23 protein-coding genes and 1 rRNA gene (1 of these 24 cut by a window edge) are annotated in these 23,171 nt (G+C 38.4%); 9 read left to right on the forward strand and 15 right to left on the reverse strand.

The window, feature by feature from the left end:
• Positions 1-1,270: ribosomal RNA gene (locus tag QFZ31_RS15455) — 16S ribosomal RNA — on the reverse strand (it extends 280 nt beyond the left edge of the window).
• Between the two features lie 272 nt (positions 1,271-1,542).
• Positions 1,543-2,418, reverse strand: a complete 876-nt coding sequence (locus QFZ31_RS15460) for a nucleotidyltransferase-like protein (protein ID WP_307304111.1) — start codon at positions 2,416-2,418, stop codon at positions 1,543-1,545.
• Between the two features lie 145 nt (positions 2,419-2,563).
• On the opposite strand from QFZ31_RS15460, the gene QFZ31_RS15465 reads away from it, so the two are divergent.
• Positions 2,564-2,932, forward strand: a complete 369-nt coding sequence (locus QFZ31_RS15465; RefSeq protein WP_306077285.1) for a YgzB family protein — start codon at positions 2,564-2,566, stop codon at positions 2,930-2,932.
• 20 nt (positions 2,933-2,952) lie between these two features.
• On the opposite strand, the gene perR is transcribed toward QFZ31_RS15465, so the two are convergent.
• The 5 genes from perR to QFZ31_RS15485 all read right to left on the reverse strand — a co-directional run bounded on the left by perR (position 2,953) and on the right by QFZ31_RS15485 (position 5,724).
• Positions 2,953-3,390: a peroxide-responsive transcriptional repressor PerR gene (gene perR / locus QFZ31_RS15470; RefSeq protein WP_179602546.1), complete on the reverse strand. Its 438-nt coding sequence runs from the start codon at positions 3,388-3,390 to the stop codon at positions 2,953-2,955.
• A gap of 105 nt (positions 3,391-3,495) precedes the next feature.
• Positions 3,496-4,050 carry a cob(I)yrinic acid a,c-diamide adenosyltransferase gene (locus QFZ31_RS15475; RefSeq protein ID WP_307304115.1) on the reverse strand — a complete coding sequence of 185 codons (555 nt, stop codon included), beginning with the start codon at positions 4,048-4,050 and terminating at the stop codon, positions 3,496-3,498.
• A gap of 434 nt (positions 4,051-4,484) precedes the next feature.
• Entirely contained in the window at positions 4,485-4,667 is a 183-nt protein-coding gene (locus QFZ31_RS33845; protein ID WP_373459919.1) for an IS3 family transposase, read from the reverse strand.
• A complete protein-coding gene (locus QFZ31_RS15480) occupies positions 4,616-5,278 on the reverse strand; it encodes an IS3 family transposase (protein WP_307311592.1) in 663 nt (220 codons plus the stop codon). The genes QFZ31_RS33845 and QFZ31_RS15480 overlap by 52 nt, the downstream gene beginning before the upstream one ends.
• Positions 5,239-5,724 carry a transposase gene (locus tag QFZ31_RS15485; protein ID WP_307304117.1) on the reverse strand — a complete coding sequence of 162 codons (486 nt, stop codon included), beginning with the start codon at positions 5,722-5,724 and terminating at the stop codon, positions 5,239-5,241. The genes QFZ31_RS15480 and QFZ31_RS15485 overlap by 40 nt, the downstream gene beginning before the upstream one ends.
• A 77-nt stretch (positions 5,725-5,801) precedes the next feature.
• On the opposite strand from QFZ31_RS15485, the gene QFZ31_RS15490 reads away from it, so the two are divergent.
• On the forward strand, positions 5,802-6,572 hold the full coding sequence (locus tag QFZ31_RS15490; RefSeq protein ID WP_307304119.1) for an IclR family transcriptional regulator: 771 nt from the start codon (positions 5,802-5,804) through the stop codon (positions 6,570-6,572).
• 54 nt (positions 6,573-6,626) lie between these two features.
• On the opposite strand, the gene bcp is transcribed toward QFZ31_RS15490, so the two are convergent.
• Positions 6,627-7,097 carry a thioredoxin-dependent thiol peroxidase gene (gene bcp, locus QFZ31_RS15495; RefSeq protein ID WP_307304121.1) on the reverse strand — a complete coding sequence of 157 codons (471 nt, stop codon included), beginning with the start codon at positions 7,095-7,097 and terminating at the stop codon, positions 6,627-6,629.
• A gap of 66 nt (positions 7,098-7,163) precedes the next feature.
• Entirely contained in the window at positions 7,164-7,568 is a 405-nt protein-coding gene (locus tag QFZ31_RS15500; RefSeq protein WP_306458524.1) for a potassium channel family protein, read from the reverse strand.
• Positions 7,569-7,742: 174 nt separating this feature from the next.
• Here QFZ31_RS15500 and QFZ31_RS15505 point away from each other — a divergent pair, with 174 nt between their 5' ends.
• From QFZ31_RS15505 to QFZ31_RS15530, 6 genes are all read left to right on the forward strand, one after another.
• Positions 7,743-9,038, forward strand: a complete 1,296-nt coding sequence (locus QFZ31_RS15505) for a glutamate-1-semialdehyde 2,1-aminomutase (protein WP_307304124.1) — start codon at positions 7,743-7,745, stop codon at positions 9,036-9,038.
• A gap of 300 nt (positions 9,039-9,338) precedes the next feature.
• Entirely contained in the window at positions 9,339-13,808 is a 4,470-nt protein-coding gene (locus tag QFZ31_RS15510) for a glutamate synthase-related protein (RefSeq protein WP_307304126.1), read from the forward strand.
• A 189-nt stretch (positions 13,809-13,997) separates the two neighbouring features.
• On the forward strand, positions 13,998-15,071 hold the full coding sequence (locus tag QFZ31_RS15515) for an FUSC family protein (RefSeq protein WP_307304128.1): 1,074 nt from the start codon (positions 13,998-14,000) through the stop codon (positions 15,069-15,071).
• Between the two features lie 98 nt (positions 15,072-15,169).
• Positions 15,170-15,628 carry a hypothetical protein gene (locus tag QFZ31_RS15520; protein WP_307304130.1) on the forward strand — a complete coding sequence of 153 codons (459 nt, stop codon included), beginning with the start codon at positions 15,170-15,172 and terminating at the stop codon, positions 15,626-15,628.
• A 149-nt stretch (positions 15,629-15,777) separates the two neighbouring features.
• Positions 15,778-16,569: a mechanosensitive ion channel family protein gene (locus QFZ31_RS15525; RefSeq protein WP_307304133.1), complete on the forward strand. Its 792-nt coding sequence runs from the start codon at positions 15,778-15,780 to the stop codon at positions 16,567-16,569.
• 196 nt (positions 16,570-16,765) lie between these two features.
• Positions 16,766-17,698: a glycoside hydrolase family 43 protein gene (locus tag QFZ31_RS15530; protein ID WP_307304135.1), complete on the forward strand. Its 933-nt coding sequence runs from the start codon at positions 16,766-16,768 to the stop codon at positions 17,696-17,698.
• A 95-nt stretch (positions 17,699-17,793) separates the two neighbouring features.
• On the opposite strand, the gene QFZ31_RS15535 is transcribed toward QFZ31_RS15530, so the two are convergent.
• The 5 genes from QFZ31_RS15535 to fabL all read right to left on the reverse strand — a co-directional run bounded on the left by QFZ31_RS15535 (position 17,794) and on the right by fabL (position 22,039).
• Entirely contained in the window at positions 17,794-19,569 is a 1,776-nt protein-coding gene (locus tag QFZ31_RS15535; RefSeq protein ID WP_307304138.1) for an ABC transporter ATP-binding protein, read from the reverse strand.
• Positions 19,570-19,687: 118 nt separating this feature from the next.
• Positions 19,688-20,218 carry a DUF402 domain-containing protein gene (locus QFZ31_RS15540; protein WP_179602571.1) on the reverse strand — a complete coding sequence of 177 codons (531 nt, stop codon included), beginning with the start codon at positions 20,216-20,218 and terminating at the stop codon, positions 19,688-19,690.
• Between the two features lie 191 nt (positions 20,219-20,409).
• Positions 20,410-20,667: a YgaB family protein gene (locus tag QFZ31_RS15545; RefSeq protein WP_306077255.1), complete on the reverse strand. Its 258-nt coding sequence runs from the start codon at positions 20,665-20,667 to the stop codon at positions 20,410-20,412.
• Between the two features lie 210 nt (positions 20,668-20,877).
• The gene (locus QFZ31_RS15550; RefSeq protein WP_179602573.1) at positions 20,878-21,213 is read right to left on the reverse strand and encodes a gamma-type small acid-soluble spore protein; all 336 of its coding nucleotides are present in this window, start codon (positions 21,211-21,213) and stop codon (positions 20,878-20,880) included.
• 76 nt (positions 21,214-21,289) lie between these two features.
• Positions 21,290-22,039 (reverse strand): enoyl-[acyl-carrier-protein] reductase FabL, encoded by a 750-nt coding sequence (gene fabL / locus QFZ31_RS15555; protein ID WP_307304142.1) that lies wholly within the window; start codon positions 22,037-22,039, stop codon positions 21,290-21,292.
• 109 nt (positions 22,040-22,148) lie between these two features.
• Here fabL and QFZ31_RS15560 point away from each other — a divergent pair, with 109 nt between their 5' ends.
• A complete protein-coding gene (locus QFZ31_RS15560; RefSeq protein ID WP_179602575.1) occupies positions 22,149-22,373 on the forward strand; it encodes a hypothetical protein in 225 nt (74 codons plus the stop codon).
• Between the two features lie 81 nt (positions 22,374-22,454).
• Here QFZ31_RS15560 and QFZ31_RS15565 read toward each other — a convergent pair whose 3' ends face one another.
• The gene (locus QFZ31_RS15565) at positions 22,455-23,153 is read right to left on the reverse strand and encodes a YetF domain-containing protein (protein WP_373459853.1); all 699 of its coding nucleotides are present in this window, start codon (positions 23,151-23,153) and stop codon (positions 22,455-22,457) included.
• Positions 23,154-23,171: the final 18 nt, after the last annotated feature.

The following is a 23,171-nucleotide window of genomic DNA, read 5'->3' on the forward strand; positions in this document are numbered from 1 at the left end:
CTCGCAGCCCTTTGTACCATCCATTGTAGCACGTGTGTAGCCCAGGTCATAAGGGGCATGATGATTTGACGTCATCCCCACCTTCCTCCGGTTTGTCACCGGCAGTCACCTTAGAGTGCCCAACTGAATGCTGGCAACTAAGATCAAGGGTTGCGCTCGTTGCGGGACTTAACCCAACATCTCACGACACGAGCTGACGACAACCATGCACCACCTGTCACTCTGTCCCCCGAAGGGGAATGTCCTATCTCTAGGAGTGTCAGAGGATGTCAAGACCTGGTAAGGTTCTTCGCGTTGCTTCGAATTAAACCACATGCTCCACCGCTTGTGCGGGCCCCCGTCAATTCCTTTGAGTTTCAGCCTTGCGGCCGTACTCCCCAGGCGGAGTGCTTAATGCGTTAGCTGCAGCACTAAAGGGCGGAAACCCTCTAACACTTAGCACTCATCGTTTACGGCGTGGACTACCAGGGTATCTAATCCTGTTTGCTCCCCACGCTTTCGCGCCTCAGCGTCAGTTACAGACCAGAAAGCCGCCTTCGCCACTGGTGTTCCTCCACATCTCTACGCATTTCACCGCTACACGTGGAATTCCGCTTTCCTCTTCTGTACTCAAGTCCCCCAGTTTCCAATGACCCTCCACGGTTGAGCCGTGGGCTTTCACATCAGACTTAAAGGACCGCCTGCGCGCGCTTTACGCCCAATAATTCCGGACAACGCTTGCCACCTACGTATTACCGCGGCTGCTGGCACGTAGTTAGCCGTGGCTTTCTGGTTAGGTACCGTCAAGGTACCGGCAGTTACTCCGATACTTGTTCTTCCCTAACAACAGAGCTTTACGACCCGAAGGCCTTCATCGCTCACGCGGCGTTGCTCCGTCAGACTTTCGTCCATTGCGGAAGATTCCCTACTGCTGCCTCCCGTAGGAGTCTGGGCCGTGTCTCAGTCCCAGTGTGGCCGATCACCCTCTCAGGTCGGCTACGCATCGTCGCCTTGGTGAGCCGTTACCTCACCAACTAGCTAATGCGCCGCGGGCCCATCTGTAAGTGTCAGCCGAAACCGACTTTCAGCTTTTCCTCATGAGAGGAAAAGGATTATCCGGTATTAGCTCCGGTTTCCCGAAGTTATCCCAGTCTTACAGGCAGGTTGCCCACGTGTTACTCACCCGTCCGCCGCTAATCAAAAGGTGCAAGCACCTTTTGATTCGCTCGACTTGCATGTATTAGGCACGCCGCCAGCGTTCGTCCTGAGCCAGGATCAAACTCTCCAAGAAAGTTGATATAGCTCATTTGTTACGTTGGCTAGTTTCTATAGAAGAAACTAATATTTTTTGTTGACGTTCTTGTTTGTTTAGTTTTCAAAGAACAATTATCACTATCGCTCGCAAGCGACTTTTATAATATAACACATGTCATTTCACAGTGTCAATATTATTTTTTTAAAAAAAGAAAACCGTCACCCGCGATAACGTTATTTCATTCGTTCGCAGCGACGGTTATTAATATACCAAGTATCTCAAAAAAGGTCAATAGTTTTTATTATTTTTTACAATAATTTTTTACTAACCTGGTAACATCGATGATAAATACCATGTCCCTTTGTTTCTAGACTAACAACATCAATTAACCCTTTTTCAATTAGATACTCAATTAGGACCGCCAAATCTACAGAATAAGGGATCAACTCGTTATCATTCTGGATCTCATTGAAAGACCAGTATTCTTTCGTACTTAGAACTTCTAGCAGATGAGCACAACCAACTTTCGTACGAGAATGTATCAAAAACTCGCTGGCTAAAAATAATAACTCCAGCCTTTTTTCAATTGGCTCTTCACTGTTTACTAGTTCTTCATATAATTTTACTATTTCAGGTTCTATTTGTTTAACCTGCTGCCAAACCGTTAATTCAGGATGAAGCCCATTTTCAATTACGGCAAGTCGTGCTAAGTGGTGAAGAGAATGAACAACATAATTATAGGCGTCAAGATATTGTTTATTTTCAAAGAGAGCCTTTCCGTCGACATACCTTCTTATTAACTTAGCAAATTCTAACCCCATTTTAATCTTACGTCCATTAAACGGAAATTCACGGAGCTCTGTTTTAAGATTTTCGATATACTCATTACGATCAAATAAAATTTTTGCGGTATGCAGCCACTCAAATATTTTTCGGTTCGTGCCTAATAAAAGCCAATCCTTTAATTGGGCCTCCGTAATTATATGCATCGCTGCCTTGCTGTCATTATAAGTATAATGCTTTATTAATAACGGCTGTTCTCCCTCTTTTACAATAATTAAAAGGATAACATCAAAGGTGTCTGTAGTATGGCTTGATTTAAAGCTTTTTTCTATCATCAATACACCAAGGGTATTGGATTGACTAGCCCGTTCCTGATAAATGGGCCGAAGAATGTCTTTCATCCATCATTCCTCCATTTTTCTCGATAACTATTAGTTCGACAGTAATAATAAATCTCCTTCTTATATAGAAGACAAATTTCGACATTCTTTAACATAACATTTTTTCAGAAGATGTAAATATGGTATAGTTTGTCTAGGAGGGAGAATTATGGCTAAATATTCAAGTAAAATAAATAAAATCCGCAGCTTTGCATTATCTTTAATATTTATCGGCTTTATAGTTATGTATGGCGGAATATACTTTCGCAACTCACCACTTATTATGACCATTTTCATGCTTTTTGGACTGTTATTTATTATTGCAAGTACAGTCGTATACTTCTGGATCGGGATGTTATCAACTAAAACCATACAAGTAAAATGTCCAAGCTGTGGAAAACACACTAAAATGCTTGGGAAAGTGGATATGTGTATGTATTGCCGCGAACCTTTGACACTGGACCCAAATCTTGAAGGCAAAGAGTTCGATGAATCTTATAATAAAAAGTCAAATAACAAAAAGCCGATTTCTTAATCGGCTTTTTGTTTACAATATTAATGTACTTCTTTACTAGTACACTCAGGACAAGTCCCGTAAATTTCCATACGATGATTATTCACTTTAAATCCTGTGACATGCGAAGCAAGTTGCTCCACTTCGTCTAACCCAGGATAATGGAAATCAACGATTTTCCCGCAGTTCTCACAAATCACATGATAATGATGTGATGTGACAAAATCAAATCGGCTGGAAGCATCACCATAGGTTAATTCTTTAACTAAACCAACCTCACGAAATACTCGTAAATTATTGTAAACTGTTGCCACACTCATATTAGGGAATTTCCCTTCGAGGGCTTTATAAATATCATCTGCTGTAGGATGTGACATCGAGTTTATTAAATATTCAAGTATCGCATGACGTTGTGGAGTAATACGTACTCCAGTTTCTTTTAAGGTTTCCAAAGCTTCTTTTAACTGATTCATCGCCATGCACCTCTATTCCAAAAATATTCTTAAATTATAATTGTTATAATTAGTTTACTAAGGAATTAATACTTTTGTCAATATTGTAATATCATTATTAGGTATTTGTTATTATTTTTCTTGGTGTAATGTCTGCTCTTTTATCCCCACAACATAATTAACATATCGTGCTGTTACAAATAAAAGGTCGGATAGTCGATTTAAATAAGCTAATACAAGAGGATTGACATCCTCCCCCAATGAAACTGCACATCTTTCCGCTCTTCTAGCCGTTGTACGTGCAACATGGAAGGCTGCACCAGCGGAATGTCCTCCTGGGAGAATAAAATTAGTCAGTTCTGGAAGGGATTCATTTAATTTGTCAATATGCTCTTCCATTTCCGCAATATCACTGACATTGAGAGACCACTTGACTTCCTTTCCTTTAGGGGTGGCAAGCTCCGCACCAACGTGAAAAAGATTTGTTTGTATTTTATGATACATATTCTCAATTAATTCTTTCTTTTGAAAAGATTCATCTTTTAAATAACTTAATGCCAGTCCAATCATCGAATTTGTTTCATCACAGGTCCCATATGCCTCAACTCGTAAATCATTTTTTGCGACCCTCTGCCCATATATTAATGATGTAGTCCCTTTGTCTCCTGTTTTCGTATATATCTTCATATTTCTTTCCCCCAATTATTCTTTGTTTTAAAATATGTACCCCTTTTGTTTACTTCAATCATATCACCTATTGGACTTCCAATAAAATACGAAACAAAGAGGTGACAGTCATTCCATAAAAAAAAGGGTCGATTACCGACCCTTCAAGTTTTATCTGAGGAGGTATGCCCTAATAGAATGATATTCAAATTGCATTCTTTTGCATTGGACAAATGCCTTTTCTATAGAAAATAGGCTGACTTTTGTTGTAATAATGCCAAATTCCTTTAGATTTATGGATTAATTACGAGCCCATCTTCAGCAGCTATTATTTCCCCTTTGAAACCTGCATCTGAAAATACTTTTGATACACTCTTTTTATCTACATTACCCAGACCAATATGGGTTAAGACAACTTTGGTCTTACCCCTGTCAAGTAGACAGCTTAAAAAAAACTATGCGACTAACGCGTGTCGGTATTCAACTGGCGCGCGTTGGTTTAGTTTCTTCTGAAAACGTTTGTAATTATAGTGGTAGATGTAATCTTCGATTGCTTGTCTAATCTCATCTTCTGTTTTACACTGTTCTAGCGAGAGTGGCTGTCCTTTACGCCGTATTCTTCTAGTCGTTTGTTGTATAGCTTAGACGTATACTGAAAGCCTTGATCTGAATGTACAACGGCTTCAGCTACGTCTTTTTTGCTTGTCCATTGAGAAACAGTATTTAAGACAAGTTCAAGATCATTTCTTCTTGATAACTCCCATGCTACAACTTCATTATTAAACAAGTCTTGAATGACCGATAAATAATAAAATTGCTTACCATCCGAAACGTATGTAATATCCGTAACCATCTTTTGATTAGGAGCTAATGCCTCGAATTTTCTATTAAGACGATTAGGTTGTATCACAGAAGGTGTGTGTCCATGTCGTTTCCTCTTTTTGCGTATGATAGCTTGAATTTCCATTTCCTTCATAAGACGGTATACCTTTTTATGATTAATTGAATAATCGTTTTCATTTAACCAAGTGGTCATACGAGGGTATCCAAATTCAGGATGAAGTAAATGAATCCCCATCATGTGTTCTCTTATATCCTGATCTTGTTTGGCTCTTTCTGCTCTATCTTTCTGAGTAGCCCTCCACTTATAGTAACTAGCTGGCTTAACATAAGCGATCTCTAACAACCAGGTAATACGATGGGTATCTTTTAATTCATCAATGATCTCATATTTGATTTGTTGAGTGATTTCCTCTCCTCCTTTACCAGATTTGGATACTGCTTTTTTAAATAATCCACCTGCGCTTTCAAATAATTTCTTTCTTCTTCGACGGATTTAAATATGGTTCGTGGCCTACCTTTGAATGGATTAGTAGCTCCAACTCTTGTATCAAACTGTTCCCCATCTTTCCACTTCCTAACCCAAACTTTAAGTTGAGTACAATTTTTAATGCCAAGTTCTTCAGCTAAAACCGCATAACTTTTATTTCCATTGATATACTTCATAACTGCTTGTAACTTAAATTCATCAGTATAACTCTTAAATTCTTGTCCCTTTTTAGCCATTGAAAAATCCCCTCCAAGTATAAGTGGACCACCGACAATAACTATTGTGGTTTTTTTACACTGTCTACTTAAAGGGGATAATATCATTATTACAGGTCTTTTTATTACTATAGCAATAAAAATTTCCATTTTTCAAGAACTTCACTATAATTGTTTAGAACACTAGCTATTATAATATAAGGATTAGGGTCATTAGGAGGTTTGATATGGAAGCAATTAAAAAAGGAACCACCATCCAATCATTAGAAGTCGGGATGGGCATTGTAGAAACAATCGCCAAACAAGGCAGACCGTTAAGATTTTCTGAAATTCAGGAATTAACACAGATTACCAAAAGTAATCTTTATAAATATTTGAATACCTTTACACAATTAGGCGTTCTCTATCGTAACAAGGATACCGGAGAATATGTATTGGGAAGCAAGTTAATTGAATATGGGATGGCGGCAGTAGATCAAGAAAATGTAATCGATCGAATCTCACCTTTTCTAAATGAAATAAACGGAAAGAGTTCGAGTACCGTTTTATTTTCGACCTGGACTCAAAATGGTCCAATGATTGTTAGAGACTTTAACAACAATCGCGGGCTTAATATTGGTGCTCAAATTGGGACATTTCTCCCTATTCGTTCTGCTACAGGCAAAGTCTTTCTTGCCTTCATGGAAGAGCAAAAGATTCGGGAGTGGAAAGCGAAGGAATTTATGCAGATTTCTTCAGATAACATAAGTCAGCTAGAGGCGGAATGCGATTCCATCCGGGAGAAAGAAATTGCCTTTGCCAGGGAACCGCTGGTCCCATCCGTTTCTTCCGTTTCCATTCCGATTTTAAACTATAAGAAAAACCTCCTTGGAGCTGTAACGGTTGTAGGCTTTTCTGAGTTTATCCCTCAAAATGAAGATCATGAAATATCTTGTTATTTATTAGATATCAGCAAAGAAATTTCTGGTAGTTTCGGTTATAGGTCAAAGGAGTTATAAGAACAATATTAACAAAAAGCGAGGGAGCCCCCCCCCCGCTTTTTTTCCTAACTATTATGCTAAATTCTCTTTTACATACTGTAAAGCTTCTTCCACATGCCCTTTAACTTTAACTTTTCGCCATTCTTTTGCTATTTTACCATCTTTATCAATGACAAATGTAGATCTTTCAATTCCCATATACTCTTTACCAAAATTCTTCTTTAATTTCCAAACCTCATACAATTCAGAAACTCTTGTGTTTTCATCAAATAAAAGTAAGAAAGGTAAGTTGTACTTATCTATAAACTTTTCATGTTTTTCAATTGGGTCGGGGCTGACGCCAATAATTACACAATCTAACTGTGAAAAGTCACCGTGATAATCCCTAAAATCACATGCTTGGGTCGTACAACCTGGTGTCATATCCTTTGGATAAAAATACAAAACAACATTTTTGCCTTTAAAATCTGACAACTTTACTTTTTCACCATTGCTAGCTAACAATTCAAAATCAGGAGCTTGTTTGCCTACATCAACTGTCATATCTTACATCACCTCATGGAAAATATACTCTTCCATAAGCCTAACCAAACAGGATTAACAATACAACTATTTAATTTCATTAACTTCGCGGTCCATCAATGCACGAGCAACAAATGCTGCAGGCATGGTATAGCCAATTAAAGCTTCCACTACTGCAACCATCCTTCCTAAGCCGTGGGGAATTACATCTCCATTCCCAACAGAAAATAATGTCATTGCGCTAAAATAAAAGCTTGTTTCGAACAAGTTATAGTTGTTTTCATCATTTACTTCCACAAGTAATGAGATTCCTTTTAATTCAAACAATAAATAGATCAGTCCAAATCCGAGAATAACAGTTAAGTAGATAGAACCCAAAAAAAGAGCATTTTCAATTGAAACAAACTTTCCTTTTATCGTGTTAGGAATAAACAACGTCCTGATACTCATAAAAATACAAAAGATTACGATTGGTAATAAAAAATAAAACATCAGCGGACACCTCGGGTAGAGTCAGTTAGTCTAATTCTATGCCTGCTTGGACAATAAAATATCAACAATCCATATAAAAAAGGCGGACCGTAAAATTTTTCAAAAGTAAAACAAATAAAAGTCGAATAAAAAAGTGCTATTATAGGAAGGAATCCATTTCAAGGAGGAAAAGAAATGCAATTTACAAATTCTGAACGAATACATAATGAAGCGTTAGAACATATTGTTGGCGGTGTAAACAGCCCCTCCCGTTCTTACAAGGCAGTTGGCGGCGGTGCCCCTGTCGTAATGGAGCGTGCTCAAGGCGCCTATTTTTGGGATGTCGACGGAAATCAATATATCGATTTTCTAGCTGCTTATGGGCCAATTATTACAGGGCATGCTCATCCCCATATAACAGAAGCGATAAAAAAGGCTGCCGAAAGCGGAGTACTTTATGGCACGCCTACTCCGCATGAGGTAAAATTTGCAAAAATGCTAAAGGAAGCTATGCCATTCTTAGAAAAAGTTCGTTTTGTGAATTCAGGTACAGAAGCAGTCATGACAACGATTCGGGTTGCACGCGCCTATACAGGCAGAGATAAGATTATTAAGTTTGCTGGCTGTTATCATGGTCACTCTGACCTTGTTTTGGTTGCTGCCGGGTCAGGTCCATCAACCCTTGGGACCCCTGATTCAGCAGGAGTTCCAAAGAGTATCGCCCAAGAAGTGATTACCGTTCCTTTTAATGATATCGAACCTTTTAAAGAAGCATTAGAAAAATGGGGAGACCAAATTGCAGGTGTTCTAGTGGAACCGATTGTTGGAAACTTTGGGATTGTTGAGCCAAAACCTGGTTTCCTACAGCAGGTCAACGACCTTACCCATGCAGCGGGTGCGCTTGTCATCTATGATGAAGTCATTACAGCTTTCCGCTTTATGTATGGAGGAGCACAGGATTTATTAGGTATCCAGCCTGATTTAACAGCTCTAGGGAAAATTATTGGCGGCGGTCTGCCGATTGGAGCCTATGGCGGACGCAAAGAAATTATGGAGAAAGTGGCACCACTTGGACCTGCCTATCAAGCGGGAACAATGGCTGGAAACCCAGCTTCCATTCTTTCGGGGATTGCCTGTCTCGAGGTCCTAAAGCAAGAGGGAGTTTATGAGTACCTTGACCGTTTAGGTGCCATACTTGAACAAGGAATTCTAGAAGCAGCGAAAGAACATGATATTCAAATTACCATCAATCGTTTGAAGGGTGCGCTTACAGTTTATTTTACAAATGAAAAAATTGAAAACTATGAGCAAGCAGAAAATACAGACGGTGAAATGTTCGGAAAGTTCTTCAAGTTAATGCTGCAACAAGGAATCAATCTTGCACCATCTAAATATGAAGCATGGTTCTTAACCATTGCTCATACAGAAGACGACATTGAGGCTACACTTCATGCAGTAAATAATGCATTTTCTCTACTTAAGAACGAATAAATATACATTTTTCATGCACTAAAAGAGAGTGGTTAACACTCTCTTTATTTTGTTATCCACCTTTGAAAACGTTTACATTATCACTTTCCTTTACTTTCCATCGCGAAATTTTCCCTGAATTTTCTATCCACATTCTTGTATATTTATTTGATTTCTGAAAATTCTTATGATAATATTAATTTATTATTCTTAAAACAAATTTTTCTATTGGACTGTGCTTTATTTGTCATAATTTCTCACATTAAAAAGATAAATAGGAGGTGAAGCGGCTTTAGAGGATCTCCGCTGAAGCCAATTTATATGAATGAAAGATGGACCCCTTCCCTTTTTAAAGATTTCCATAAGCATGAACACGATGCCTGCGGAATTGTCGCTTGTCTTGAAAAAACCAAGCTGCCTACTAGAAAAAACATTTTTGATTGCATAGATGCCTTAGTTACCATGAATCATCGTGCTGGCTTCATTAACGGTGAAGGTGATGGCGTTGGGATTCATGTTGATATCCCAAAAGCACTTTGGAAAGAAAAATTGCAAAGTGCCGGTGTAGACCCCTCTCACACAGAAAATGCGAGTTTTGCTGTAGGTCATGTTTTTATCAGCCAAAAGGCTGACTGGTTATCTACTAAACACGAATTACTTCAGAAACTAAAAAACTTTGAATTAGATATTATTTTTGAAACAAATCAAGTAACCGATTCAAGTGCATTAGGACCTATTGCTATCCAGGAGAATCCGGTTTTTTGGCAATTTGCCTGCCTTTCTGAAAAATCAGGGCAAGCATTAACGAAAATCTTATTCGAAGCAATCGTCGATTTAGAAACCAATGAACATGTTCATGTCGCGTCGCTAAGCCAAAATCATGCCGTATATAAAGTCATGGGTGCTGGCGATATACTCCCTCGTTATTACAAAGATCTAGCCAGTCCAATTGTTGCATCAACGATTACTCTCGGTCATAACCGTTATTCTACGAATACCCTTTCTAGTTTTTTCCGGGTCCAGCCTTTTAGTGTGCTTGGTCACAACGGAGAAATTAATACGATTGCAAAGCTTCGTGACGAAGCGAGAATGATTGGGGTTCCACTCGTAAAGGACGGCAGTGACTCGCAGGATTTAAGCCGGACAATGGAAACGTTAATTTGCCGTGAAGGGTATACGTTATTCGAGGCAATGGATCTTTTATTCCCGCCAATTATCAATGAAATTAAAGCCTACTCTCAGGAGTTACAAGATTTATATACTTATATTCGTGAAGCTTGGGGCCATTTTGCTCAAGGTCCAGCTGGCATTATTTCCAGGTATGGAGATGAAGCGGTTTTTAGTGTAGATGCATTAGGCCTACGCCCGCTTTGGATGCTAGAAATCGAAACTTCTTATTTATTTTCATCCGAGCCAGGGATTATTCCTTCCAGTGAATATGTAAATGATCCTAAGCCTTTAGCTCCTGGAGAAAAGGTCGGCTTTAAGTGGAACAATAATAAATTAGAAGTTTTCGAGCAGAAACGCTTCCAAACAGAGGTTTATAACCGATATTCTAACCGCTTAAATCTTGAAAATTCTAGATTGCGTTTACAAGTACCTACATTAGAGAAAACAATTACTATGAATTATCCCGACAAAATTCATAATGGGCAATATAAAGCATTTGGCTGGGAAAGAGATCACATTCAATTAATCGAGCAAATGGCGGAAAAGGGTGTTGAGCCAATTCGTTCCTTAGGACATGACGCACCACTAGCTGCGCTTAATCCTGAGCGCAAAAACATTGCCGATTATATAAAAGAAAGTGTAGCTGTTGTTACAAATCCAGCCATTGACCGCGACCGTGAAACGGAGCATTTTTCTACGCGAGTGATTATAGGAAAACGTCCTGGTTTATTCAATAACGAAAAAACTGAAACACTTCTTGAATTAACAACTCCCCTTCTTATAGAGGGCAAAGCTGGTTATAGCTGTTCAGAAGCCATTGGTCAGCCTAGCTTTGATCAAGTGGTTCACCACTTTCAAAAGCAAAAGCTTGTTGCGTTTATTTCAACAACTTTTAGGAAAGATGAAAACATTGATAGTGCTTTAACAAGAATTTCGAATGAGGCCGTTCAAGCGGTCACTTCAGGAAAGTCATTAATCGTCCTCGATGACGCAAACGCACATCAGGATGACTTTTACTGGATTGATCCACATTTAGTTACATCTGCCGTTGACCAAGCATTAGTAACAGCTGAATTAAGAAGAAATTGTTCATTAGTCCTTCGCTCAGCTGCTATTCGTTCCCTGCATGACATGATTACTGTTTTTGGATTAGGCGCAGATTTAATCAGTCCATATTACATGTTCATGACCGTACTCGATGAAAACAATAAACCTTTGATTAACCTTTACAGTGCGTTATCAAAAGGACTTGAAAAAGTAATATCAACCATTGGGATTCATGAACTACGCGGATATGGCAGACTTTACTCCAGTATCGGCTTACACGAAGATATTGCCAAAGTGTTGAATATTGTTAACTTTTTTGGCTCTAAAGAGATTGAGAATGATTTTGAAGCAATGAAGAATGATGCTTTTGCAAGAGCTGCGCATTATCAGAATGAGAAGGAAAGAGTCGGTAAAACCTTCCACCTCTTCCCTCGTATCTGGAAGGCTATCGGTGAAGTTGCTGCAACTGGTGACTACAGTGCTTACCGGGAAAAAATCAGTGAACAAGAAGAGCAGAATCCGACGACCATTCGCCATTTACTTCAATTAAAGAAGAGCAATCAAGCAATCTCGCCAGATAATGTTAATATTGCAGTTGGTGAGCATGATTTACCATTTATAATTTCTTCGATGTCGTTTGGTTCACAGAATGAGATTGCTTTTAGAGCATATGCCGAAGGTGCTGACCGCCTAAACATGGTCTCTCTAAATGGTGAAGGCGGCGAAATCAAGGATATGCTTGGTAAATATCCAAAAACAAGAGGACAGCAAATTGCCTCTGGACGTTTCGGGGTAAACGCAGAGCTTTTAAACTCTTCTAATCTTTTAGAAATTAAAATCGGTCAGGGTGCAAAGCCTGGAGAAGGCGGACACTTACCTGGTTCGAAGGTAACTGCCAAGGTTGCTGCTGCACGTAATGCTACACTTGGTTCAGACTTAATTTCACCATCAAACAACCATGATATTTACTCAATCGAGGATCTTGCGCAAATGATTCTAGAGTTAAAAACAGGTAATGATCAGGCGAAAATTGCCGTTAAAGTACCTGTAGTACCAAATATCGGGACTATCGCAGTTGGTATTGCAAAAGCTGGTGCCGATATCATTACATTAAGCGGTTTTGACGGCGGTACGGGTGCTGCCAGAATCCATGCGCTTCAGCATGTTGGACTTCCAGTTGAAATCGGTGTAAAAGCAGCCCATAATGCCCTGCTTGAAAGCGGACTCCGTAATAAAGTAGAAATTTGGGCAGATGGCGGGATGAAAAGTGCTCTGGATGTTATGAAGGTTATGCTTCTCGGCGCAAACCGTGTTGGCTTCGGAACATTATCTATGCTTGCAATCGGTTGTACAACATGCCGTGGATGTCATTTAGATACATGTCACGTTGGTATCGCAACTCAGATTGAATCAGAAGTTCAAGCGAAAGAACATGGACTTCGCCGCTTTGTCCCACGTCAGCTTGACTTAGCTGTTAATGGAATTATGAATTTATTCTCATCCTTTGGAAGTGAGCTAAAAGCTCTGGCGGCTTCTGTCGGAATTACTAATTTGCAGGATGCAGTTGGACGTTCTGATTTACTTGAGCAGGTTAAAGGAAAAAATCAGCTTAGCCTATCGTATTTATTAAAGCCGTTAGAAATTAGCCAATTCACAAAAACAGAGGAATCCAAGGCATTGCAAGAGGTCCAAATGCAGGTAGCCGTTGGTGCTGAGTATTTAGATGCGAGCGTGGATGAATTACATTCCTCTCGTGAATTTGACAGCGTCACTTCTGAACAGCGTGTCTTAGCAAGCAGAGTTTCTTGTCATCGTGTACGCGGAAGACTTGATGGTTCATACCAACAACTTCCTCCTGTCCAGCTTAAGTATAAGAATGGATCGATTCCTGGTAATGGTTTAGGAGCTTATAATAGTGGTGGAATTGAGATCACTGTTAACGGCGGCGGTCAAGATGGAGTTGGTAAAACTTCTTTTGGCGGAAATATCTACATCCTGAAGTCCAAAGGAAAAAATGGCAACTATTACAATGGTTCTGTCGGGAAAGGTTTCGGATATGGGGCACAAAAAGGTCTTCTTGTAGCCCAAGGTAATGCCGATGCTCGTGCCGGTATTCGTCTTTCTGGTGCTGATTTAATTGTCGGCGGTTTTGTGAAGCAGCCTATTCCTGAAAAAGAGACTGGAAATATTGGCGCCAATGCAAACATTAAAGGGTTTGCCTTTGAATACATGACGAACGGTCGTGGATTAGTGTTAGGAGACCCAGGTCCTTGGATTTGCGCCGGTATGACTGGTGGTGTCGTTTATGTTCGCCAACAGCCTGAACTTGGTTTAACGGCAGAAGCGATTATGAGAAGGATTGCTAAAGGTGCTAAAGTTTCGGTCATGAGCTTAAGCGAAAATGGTAAAAAAGATGTTAATGAGCTTCTTGGTAAATATACTGATTTACTCGAAAACGACGGGCAGGCAGAAGAAGCAAATCTACTTCGCGCCTTACTCGCTAACCCAGAAGATCACTTTATACAGATTGTACCTGTTAAAGAACAGGCTGACCCAGCTGTATCTACAGAATGATTAATAAGAGAACGTCCGCTTAGGTGGACGTTCTTTTTTTGCGTTTGAACAAATATCTTTAACTATTGCTGATAAAAATTCATATAATATCTCTTGATAAAATGTTTTAATCCATGTATAGTACGTAATTGTTCATTAATGAAGTAAACTATGTACAAATCACTTAAATTTGAAAGGAAACCATTTGGAATGAAGTTAGGTGCCCGCATCTTTAAAACGGGAATTGCAATTGTCTTATCCCTTTACTTAGCACAGCTGCTGCACTCACCGTCTCCTGTATTGGCCGGTATTGCTGCAATTTTTGCCATCCAGCCGACAATCTATCGTTCTTATTTAACGATTATTGAACAAATACAAGGAAACTTAATAGGTGCAATACTTGCAGTCATTTTTGTCCTTTTATTAGGAAATCACATTATCATTATTGGGTTAGCCGCTGTAATTGTTATTATTATCAATCTTAAGCTGAAAATTGAAAATACAATCGGACTTTCTCTTGTAACGCTTATTTCGATTATGGAAACTCCTGGAACTGATTTTATTCCATTTGCAGGAATCCGTTTCTCAACCATTATGATTGGAGTCTTTTCTGCTTTCGTGGTAAACCTTGTTTTTCTGCCCCCTAAATATGAAAATAAGCTATATTTCAAGATTTCCGGTACAACGGAGGAAATTATTCGCTGGATTCGATTAAGTACCCGGCATGACTTCGATCACAATATGCTAAAAAGCGATATTGAAAAATTAAAAGACAACTTAATTAAGATTGAACAGTTTTATATAATGTATAAAGAAGAAAGAAGTTATTTTAAAAAGATTAGTTTAGAAAAATCAAGAAAGCTAGTGGTCTTCAGGCAAATGAGCTCCACGGCTAAAAAAGCACTGGATACATTAAAAAAACTTCATCGATTTGAAAATGAAATCCTTCATCTGCCGGAAAACTTTCAACAGTCGATACAAGAGCAACTCGACAGTGTCATTTACCACCATGAGCAATTAATGCTTCGGTTTATTGGTAAAGTTCCAACACCCTTAGACAATGAAACAAATACCTGTATGAATAATAAGGAACTATTTGAGTTATTCTTGAACCACCAAAAGCTATACCGCGACCAAGACGATCCGCATTTATATCATACTATGCAAGTAATTTCTTCGATTATTGATTACGGGGAGCAGATTGAGCACCTGGATACATTAGTCACCAGCTTTCACTCCTTTCATCATAATGAGGTATCCATTGACCAGAACGAAATTGAATAAAAAACTTACCGGCTAGGTAAGTTTTTTTTCGTTTTATGTTAAAGTATATTTTTACCTGTTATAAGCAACATAAAGGAAAACAGCTAAGGAGTATTATTATGTTTGTTGCTATAATTAGAATTGGTCTTCTATTAATACCGTGGTTGACTGTTTTCTTAATTCCCAAAAATGTGTTAAAAAAATATACACCTTCTGCAATCTTTGCGTCCTTACTTGTTGCTATTAATTGCATGTTATCTGTTCCTTTTAAATGGTGGACAGTAAAAGGCGGATTACTTAATAAAGTTTTTAATGATTTGAGCTTTATAATCGGGCCGTTTTTTATAGGCACCATTTGGATTTTTCGTTTAACCTTCGGGAAATTCTGGTTATACCTTTTGGTGAATACACTTATGGACTTATTTCTTGCTTATCCAATTAATTGGCTAATGCAAAAATTAAAAGTCTATAAATTAGTAAATTTTAAATCTAAACACGTTTTTTTCCTATCGATTTGTTTTGCTCTTGTTATTTACCCCTACCAATTATTTATATCTCGAACAAAGTCCAGTGAATGAAACTGGATTTTTTTATTTACTCTTTGGTTTTATTCATGCTATCGTTAAGTTTTGTTAGGAAGTGTTTTCTCCTTATACACATTTCTTTTATTATTAATGTAAAAAAAGTGGGGGTTGATAGAATGTTTTTCTTAGGACTGTTTGAGCAGTTGCCTGTACAAGTAGTAACGGTGGCACTGCTGATTATACTTACGGTTTATTTGATCCGCAAATTCATTAAACTATTCTTTGACAAAACGAGCTTCTTGGACGAAAATCATGAAGAGACATTAATGCATTTCGCTAACCAGGTGACAAAAGTAGTTGGACTAATCATTTTCTTAATTTATGTACTTAGCCATTTCTTCGACCTGACAAAGTTTGTCACCGGCTCTGTAGTTGTAGCAGGTTCCTTGGCATTAATCTTTCAGCATATCATCCGTGATTACATTATGGGACTGACATACTTGTTTGAGCGTCAAATCCATCTCGGGGATTATGTGATCATCAATGGAAACCGTCAGGGGAAAATTGAGGAAATCAGCATGCGCTACCTAAAGATCCGCCAGTATGACGGGTTTCTCTATACTGTATCCTATAGCAGCATTACAGAACTTCAGAACGGGAACCGGGGGAAGCGACGGGTAAATGAAAGTCTTGTCCTCAACTATAGGCAAAATCCTGACAGGGCCTTCAAAGTAATGGAGGAAGTGGCACAAATATGCAACGAGAAATATGGTGAATACCTATTGAAGGATGAGAACGGCATACCTTTGGAGAGTTTCAAATTCAACCAAATCACCGAACTGAACGTCGATTTCAGGGGTCACCGTTATTCAATATCAGGCCTTGTAAACGAAGCGGACTTCGTTGAAGCGGGCAAAAAGGTTAGGTATGAACTGGCAATGGCTGCCTACAAAAGCGACTTGATGATGTCAGAAAGCCTCAGCACAATCCAATAACACTAAAAAGCAAGAGTTCATCCCTCTTGCTTTTTTCCGAATTAAAAAAGACTTCATAAATGGTGTCCTTTCGTTGAATGTAAATAGCTATTAAATTTTACTGATTTTTCATTGTTTTAGTCTGATATATAGATTGAATGACTCCTTTATTGATGAGAATATTTATATAATATTTCATTGGAGGAGAGTTAACAAAATGACTTATGTTGATATGGATATAGATAAGAAGAAATATGAGGCCTATTTATTTGTGCATTTTATTCATGAAAACGAGCGCAGAGATGACTTAGAGCAAGTCTACTTTTCCGTAAGTAGAGATGGCTTGAAATGGGAAACTCTTAATGAAAAGAAACCGATATTGACATCAACATTAGGAGATTTCGGGGTAAGAGATCCGTTTATTATCCGTTCCCCAAAAGAAAATAAATTTTACATTATTGGCACTGATTTATCTATGTATCATCGTAAGGATTGGGATGTGGTACAGAGAACTGGGAGTCAGCATATTGTGATTTGGGAGTCTAAAGATTTGATAAACTGGTCCGAACAACGATTAGTTAAGGTTGGACCGGAAACTGCAGGCTGCGTTTGGGCTCCAGAAGCAATATATGATAAAGGAGCCGATGATTTTCTAGTATTCTGGGCTTCAAGGGAAAACTTTGGTACTGAAAAACATAGAATCTATTATTCTAAAACGAAGGATTTTTTAAATTTTACTGTTCCTAAAGTATATATTGAAAGAGAAAATCATATTATTGACACAACCATTATTGAAGAGGACGGTAAATATTATCGTTTTTCAAAAGACGAGACAGTTAAAACGATTACCGTAGAGGTTTCCGATGCTTTACTTGGAGAGTTCACTCCACTGGATACGAATCTAAAAAATATAATCGGAGTTGAGGGGCCAACCTGCTTTAAAATAAAAGGTGAAGATAAATGGTGCTTATTACTCGATCATTATGAGATTGAGAAAAAATATGTACCCTACTATACAACGGACTTAAAAACAGCACAATTTACAAAAAGTCCAGAGGATTTAGATATACCTGTTAATTCCAAGCATGGTGGTGTTATGTCAATCACTTTGGATGAGTACAACGCTGTGGTCCAAGCCTATCGAAAGTGAATATTTATCATAATGTGGAGGGCTGTTGGGAACCAATTAAGAGCCCATGCGCAAAAAAATGACGTAATCAAATACGTCATTTTTTTTGCTTTTTATTATGCTTGTAGAGGAGCTTTTTCTTCATGCTGTTCGAGCTGCTGCACTTGAAATAATTTATAATAGTTTCCTTGTTTGGCCATTAATTGATCATGTTTACCCACTTCGACAATCTGTCCGTGTTCGATTAAGACAATTCGATCAGCATGGGTGATGGTGGATAAACGGTGAGCTACAACAAAGGTCGTCCGATCTTTCGCCAGCTTATCAAGTGCTTCTTGGATAAGGTGTTCACTTTCTAAATCTAGTGCAGAAGTTGCTTCATCTAGGATTAGAATAGGAGGATTTCGTAAAAACACTCGAGCTATTGCCACTCTTTGCTTTTGTCCTCCAGATAGCTTTACGCCTCTTTCTCCGACCTTCGTATCATACCCATTTGCTAGATTCTCAATAAAATCATGCGCATTGGCCGCTTTTGCTGCTTGATATACTTCTTCATCCGTTGCACCAGGTTTTCCTAATAAGATATTGTTCTTTACAGAATCACTAAATAAGATATTATCCTGAAAAACTACCCCTATTTTATCCCTTAAGGATTGAACCTGGAAATGGCGGATATCCACCCCATCTAAGAGAATTTTCCCATCCGTGACATCGTAGAAACGAGGAATCAGGCTGACAAGTGTCGACTTGCCTCCTCCGCTCATTCCAACAAGGGCAATGGTCTCACCCTTTTTTACATCAAGGTTGATGTTTTTCAGAATCATATCCTCTGATTCATTGTAGGTAAATTGAACATGATCAAACGTAATGTCCCCCTTCACATCCTTGCACTCAACCGCATTGGGGGCATCGACAATATCATATTTTTCATCGAGGAATTCAAATACTCTGTCCATAGAGGCGAATGACTGTGTTAAGGTTGTTGAAGAGTTCACAAGCCTTCTTAACGGATTGTACAATTTATCAACATAAGCAAAAAATGCCATCATCGTTCCCAGCGATAAATCTCCTTGAATAACAAGGTAGGCAGAGTAGCCAATAACGAGCAAAGGCGCAACATCCGTAATCGTGTTAACGGCTGCAAATGCCTTTGCATTCCAGCTGGTGTGCTCTAAGGCTTTATCTAAAAAGTTTTTATTTTGTTTATCAAACTGTGTCTGCTCAAACTCTTCGATTGCAAAGCTTTTTATGACGGGCATTCCTTGCACACGTTCATGAAGGTAGCTCTGAACCTCAGCAAGTGCTTGGGAACGAGACTTTGTGAGTTTACGTAAATTGCCAAAAAAGTATTTGATTGAAAATGCATATAGCGGAAATAACAAAATTGAAACCACTGATAGACTGACATTCATATAAAACATAATAATAATTGCGATAACAATTGTGGCGATATCGAGCCACAGATTCATTAAACCAGTGATTACAAATGTTTTCGTCTGCTCAACATCATTTATAACGCGTGAAATGACTTCTCCTGATCGAGTATTGGCATAATACTTAAAGCTGAGTTTCTGGATATGTGTATACATACGGTCACGGATATCGTATAGAATTTTACTTGATGTCCATTGGGCGAAATATTGGCGGTAATATTCAATCGGCGGTCTTAAAACAACAAAAACAACGATCATTACCCCCATAATTAGAAGTAATTTTTCTAGTTTCTCATCGTTGGCTAAACCACCATTGCCAATAATATCATCCACTACATACTTAATGAGCATTGGAATGATAAGCGGGATGGCGAATTTTACAACCCCTATAATAATCGTCCCAATAATTTGAAGGCGATATGGCTTAACAAATTCGAGATATCTGCGAACACTGCTCAAGATTGGCCCCCTTTCCTGCTGTGCACTTTAATATGAACAGGGAAAGATGATGAAGGCAGCTACGAATTACTGTGTAGGTGCCTTCATCATCTTTCCATGCGAATTGAAGCAATTTCCATTAACGTCTGTAAGTTAAGTAACGCTCGTACCAGATATCAATAAAATCAGGTGCAAATGGTCCTTTGCGCTGCCGGATCCAATGAATGAGCTTCTCAACATTTCTTTTTAAAATTTGGTCAATTACTTCGGGATATTTCATCTCACGACGGTGACGTTCATATTCATCTTCGTCTAACAAATTAAACGTCATATCAGGGAATACCTTGATATCAAGGTCATAATCAATATATTTAACTGCTTCGCCATCAAAGATAAATGGTGAGCTGAGATTACAATAGTAGTAAATACCATCTTCACGAATCATTCCAATAATATTAAACCAGTATTGTGAATGAAAATAACAAATTGCTGGTTCTCTTGTAATCCACGTTCTTCCATCTGATTCCGTTACAATTGTGCGATCATTCCCGCCAATCACTAAATTTTGGGATCCCTTTAAAACGGTCGTTTCTTCCCAGACGCGATGGATGTGCCCATTGTGTTTATAGCTATGTATTTGTATCGGTTCTCCTTCGATGGGTACGCCCATGATTCTCCCCTTCTTCCTTCCTAAACGCTTTGTAACCTATATTCCTGCTCTTAAACGACAAATGGTAACAAATCATTTACTATTTCTTATTATTATAACGGTTGAATAAAGAATTTAAAACAAAAGAGCCATTGATTTCAATGACTCTTTGAAAAAAATTGCATATTTTTAATTATTTTTTCATTTTTCGCCTATATTGAAGGCTCTAAGTCAGTTTCACGATAAGATTGAATGACTTCTTCTGTTTGTTTTTCAAAAATTTCCTGAATTTCTTTTAGCTCTTTTTTCATTTGATTGATATCAAACTGGACACTTTCTAACTCTGTTTCGTTTTGTATAATCTGTAGTTGTTGTTCGATTTCCTGACAACGTTCAAGTTCGCCCTGAAGGTATAGTAATTTTTCCATTGTCATCATCTGCTCAGATACTAAACGGTTAAAATGATCCATTTACCACACCGCCTTATTTTTTCTATCTAATATGTATTCTTTAACAAATAAATATATCCTTTGACTAGTTATGTAGAGTAAGAAGAAGTTTTGTCGAATAAACGAAAAGCGGAAGCGCCTTGTCCAGGCGCTGGAGCTGGACAATTCTCAAAGTTTACAACAGAAAGAAGACGCTCTTTCGAATGAGAGCGCCTTCTGCTTAAGAATTTATTAGCTTTGACCAAATTGACCAGAATTACCTTGGCCTTTGTTAGCTTGAGATTGCTGATTTTGTCTTCTAACTTCAGCAGCATCTGTTTGGCTAGCGAATTCAGTGCCGAATTGACCAGCTGAACCAGTAGCTCCAGCAGTTCCAGCTGAACCTTGACCGCTTTGAGATTGCTGATTTTGTCTTCTTACTTCTGCAGCATCTGTTTGGCTAGCGAATTCAGTGCCAAATTGACCAGCTGAACCTTGACCTTGAGATTGAGCATTTTGTTGTCTAACCTCTTGGATGTTAGTTCCAGCAGAAGTTTTGTTTGGTTGTTGATTGAAGTTGTTTGCCATTTTAATCACCTCCACAAAAATTAAGATACCCAGGAGGTGAGGAGACTATCCAAAAAAGTTTCAAAAAAATTTATGGTTACACTAATAATGAAATACCGCCATCGACAATAATTGTTTGCCCGCGAATCATACTAGATTCTTCTGATAAAAGAAACATGACACAATTTACCATATCTTCAATTTCAACCATTCGTCCCGCAGGGGTTTTCTCCTTTGCTTCTTGGAGAAGCTCTTCACGATTTGGAAAATGAGTCAACGCCTCTGTGTCAACCGCCCCGCCAGAGACCGCATTAACCACGATATTCTTCGGAGCTAATTCTACAGCTAAATATCTCGTCAGAGCTTCTAAGGCTGCTTTAGATACCCCAACCACAGTGTAATTTTCTAAATATCGTATAGACCCTAAAGAACTAATGCTGACAATCTTCCCGCCGCCATTTTTCTCCATTAGTTTTGCTGCTTCTTGAGCACAGAATAATAAAGCTTTACTGTTAATATTTAATGTCCAGTCCCAGTGATTTTCTTCTAGTTCCATAATAGGACGTTGAACACCTGATGCTGCATTGTTAACAAAAATATCAAGTCTGCCAAATTCTTCCTCGATTTGTTGAAACATGGCTTTAATTTTACTTACATCACCAACATTGGCTTTTACCACTAATACTTTTCTGCCTAAAGCTTCAATCTCTTCTGCTACTTTGAGTGCAGAACTTTTACTTCTTGCATAATTGATGACGATGTCATACCCAGCTTGAGCCAGCCTTAAGGCTGTGGCTTTTCCTATTCCTCTGCTGCTTCCTGTGATTAGTGCTACTTTTTGTGTCATATTTGTTATTCCTTTCATAAACAAGTTTTGTCTTCATTTTAGCGTTTTAATGTATAGATGACAATTGATTACAAAACCTAAGGCTATTAAATGAGAAAGGAAGAAGATTATGTATGTTGGACGGGATATGACAGAACTTTCTATGGTCTCTAAAGCCGAATGGAGGGACAGTGAACTAGCCTTCTTTCACCACTCATTGCAGCAAATAGCACCATATTTAAATAGTGAAGGCGTCACGATTCATCGTGAAATTATTGAAGAAATTGAAAACCGCGGCGGGATTAAGCGACAAGAGGCTGATTATACACATGGAACAAAAATTAGTTATGATTAATCTTAATTATCATCTTCGTTTATTAGGTTCCCTTCCCCATTAAACATAAAAAAATGACTATCATATTGTTGATAGTCTTTTTTAATGGTGATTACTGTGAATTTTACGATCGATAAAAAGTGTGCCGTCCGGTTGAATTTCTGCAAAAAAAACATCTGATACTGAATTAACCCCAGCCGTTAGAAGTTCTTGTTGCAGCCAATCCGTACTCAGGGCTAAGCTTTTCAAATTTTCGGTATTAATGTTACCATCCAGAATCACTCCAGTTGGCAGAGGATATACTTTTTTCCTATTTTTAATGTTCATATCCCCTTTCGTTAAAGGCTCACCAGATTCCTTCTTCATGACTGAGATTTTCCCATCTGTTTCAAATATCGCATATTCTACATCTGCCATCGAAAAAACGTCTTTTTGTCTAAGCATTGCCCTTAACGAATCTAAATCCAATCTACTCTTTCGGAGGGCATGTTCCATGATCTTTCCTTGTTTAACCAGGATTAAAGGTTCACCGACGAGAAACTTTCTAGCATTTACGGATTTAATATCTATATAACTCATTAAAAGTGTATAAACACTCCATCCAGTTAGAGCAACAAGGCCATTACGAATACTTAATTTGTGGTCAACTACAAGGCTCGCAGCAATTTCTCCAATAGCAATAGCAGAAACAAAATTGAAAAAAGTCATTTGACTTATCTCTTTTCTCCCCATTATCCTAGTTAGTAAAAATAATACAAAAAAACCTAATGTTATCCTTAATATCAAGGTGTGTAATTCCATCCATTCACCAAATTTCTT

It is taken from the genome of Neobacillus niacini (assembly GCF_030817595.1).
Classification (GTDB): Bacteria; Bacillota; Bacilli; order Bacillales; family Cytobacillaceae; genus Neobacillus; species Neobacillus niacini_G.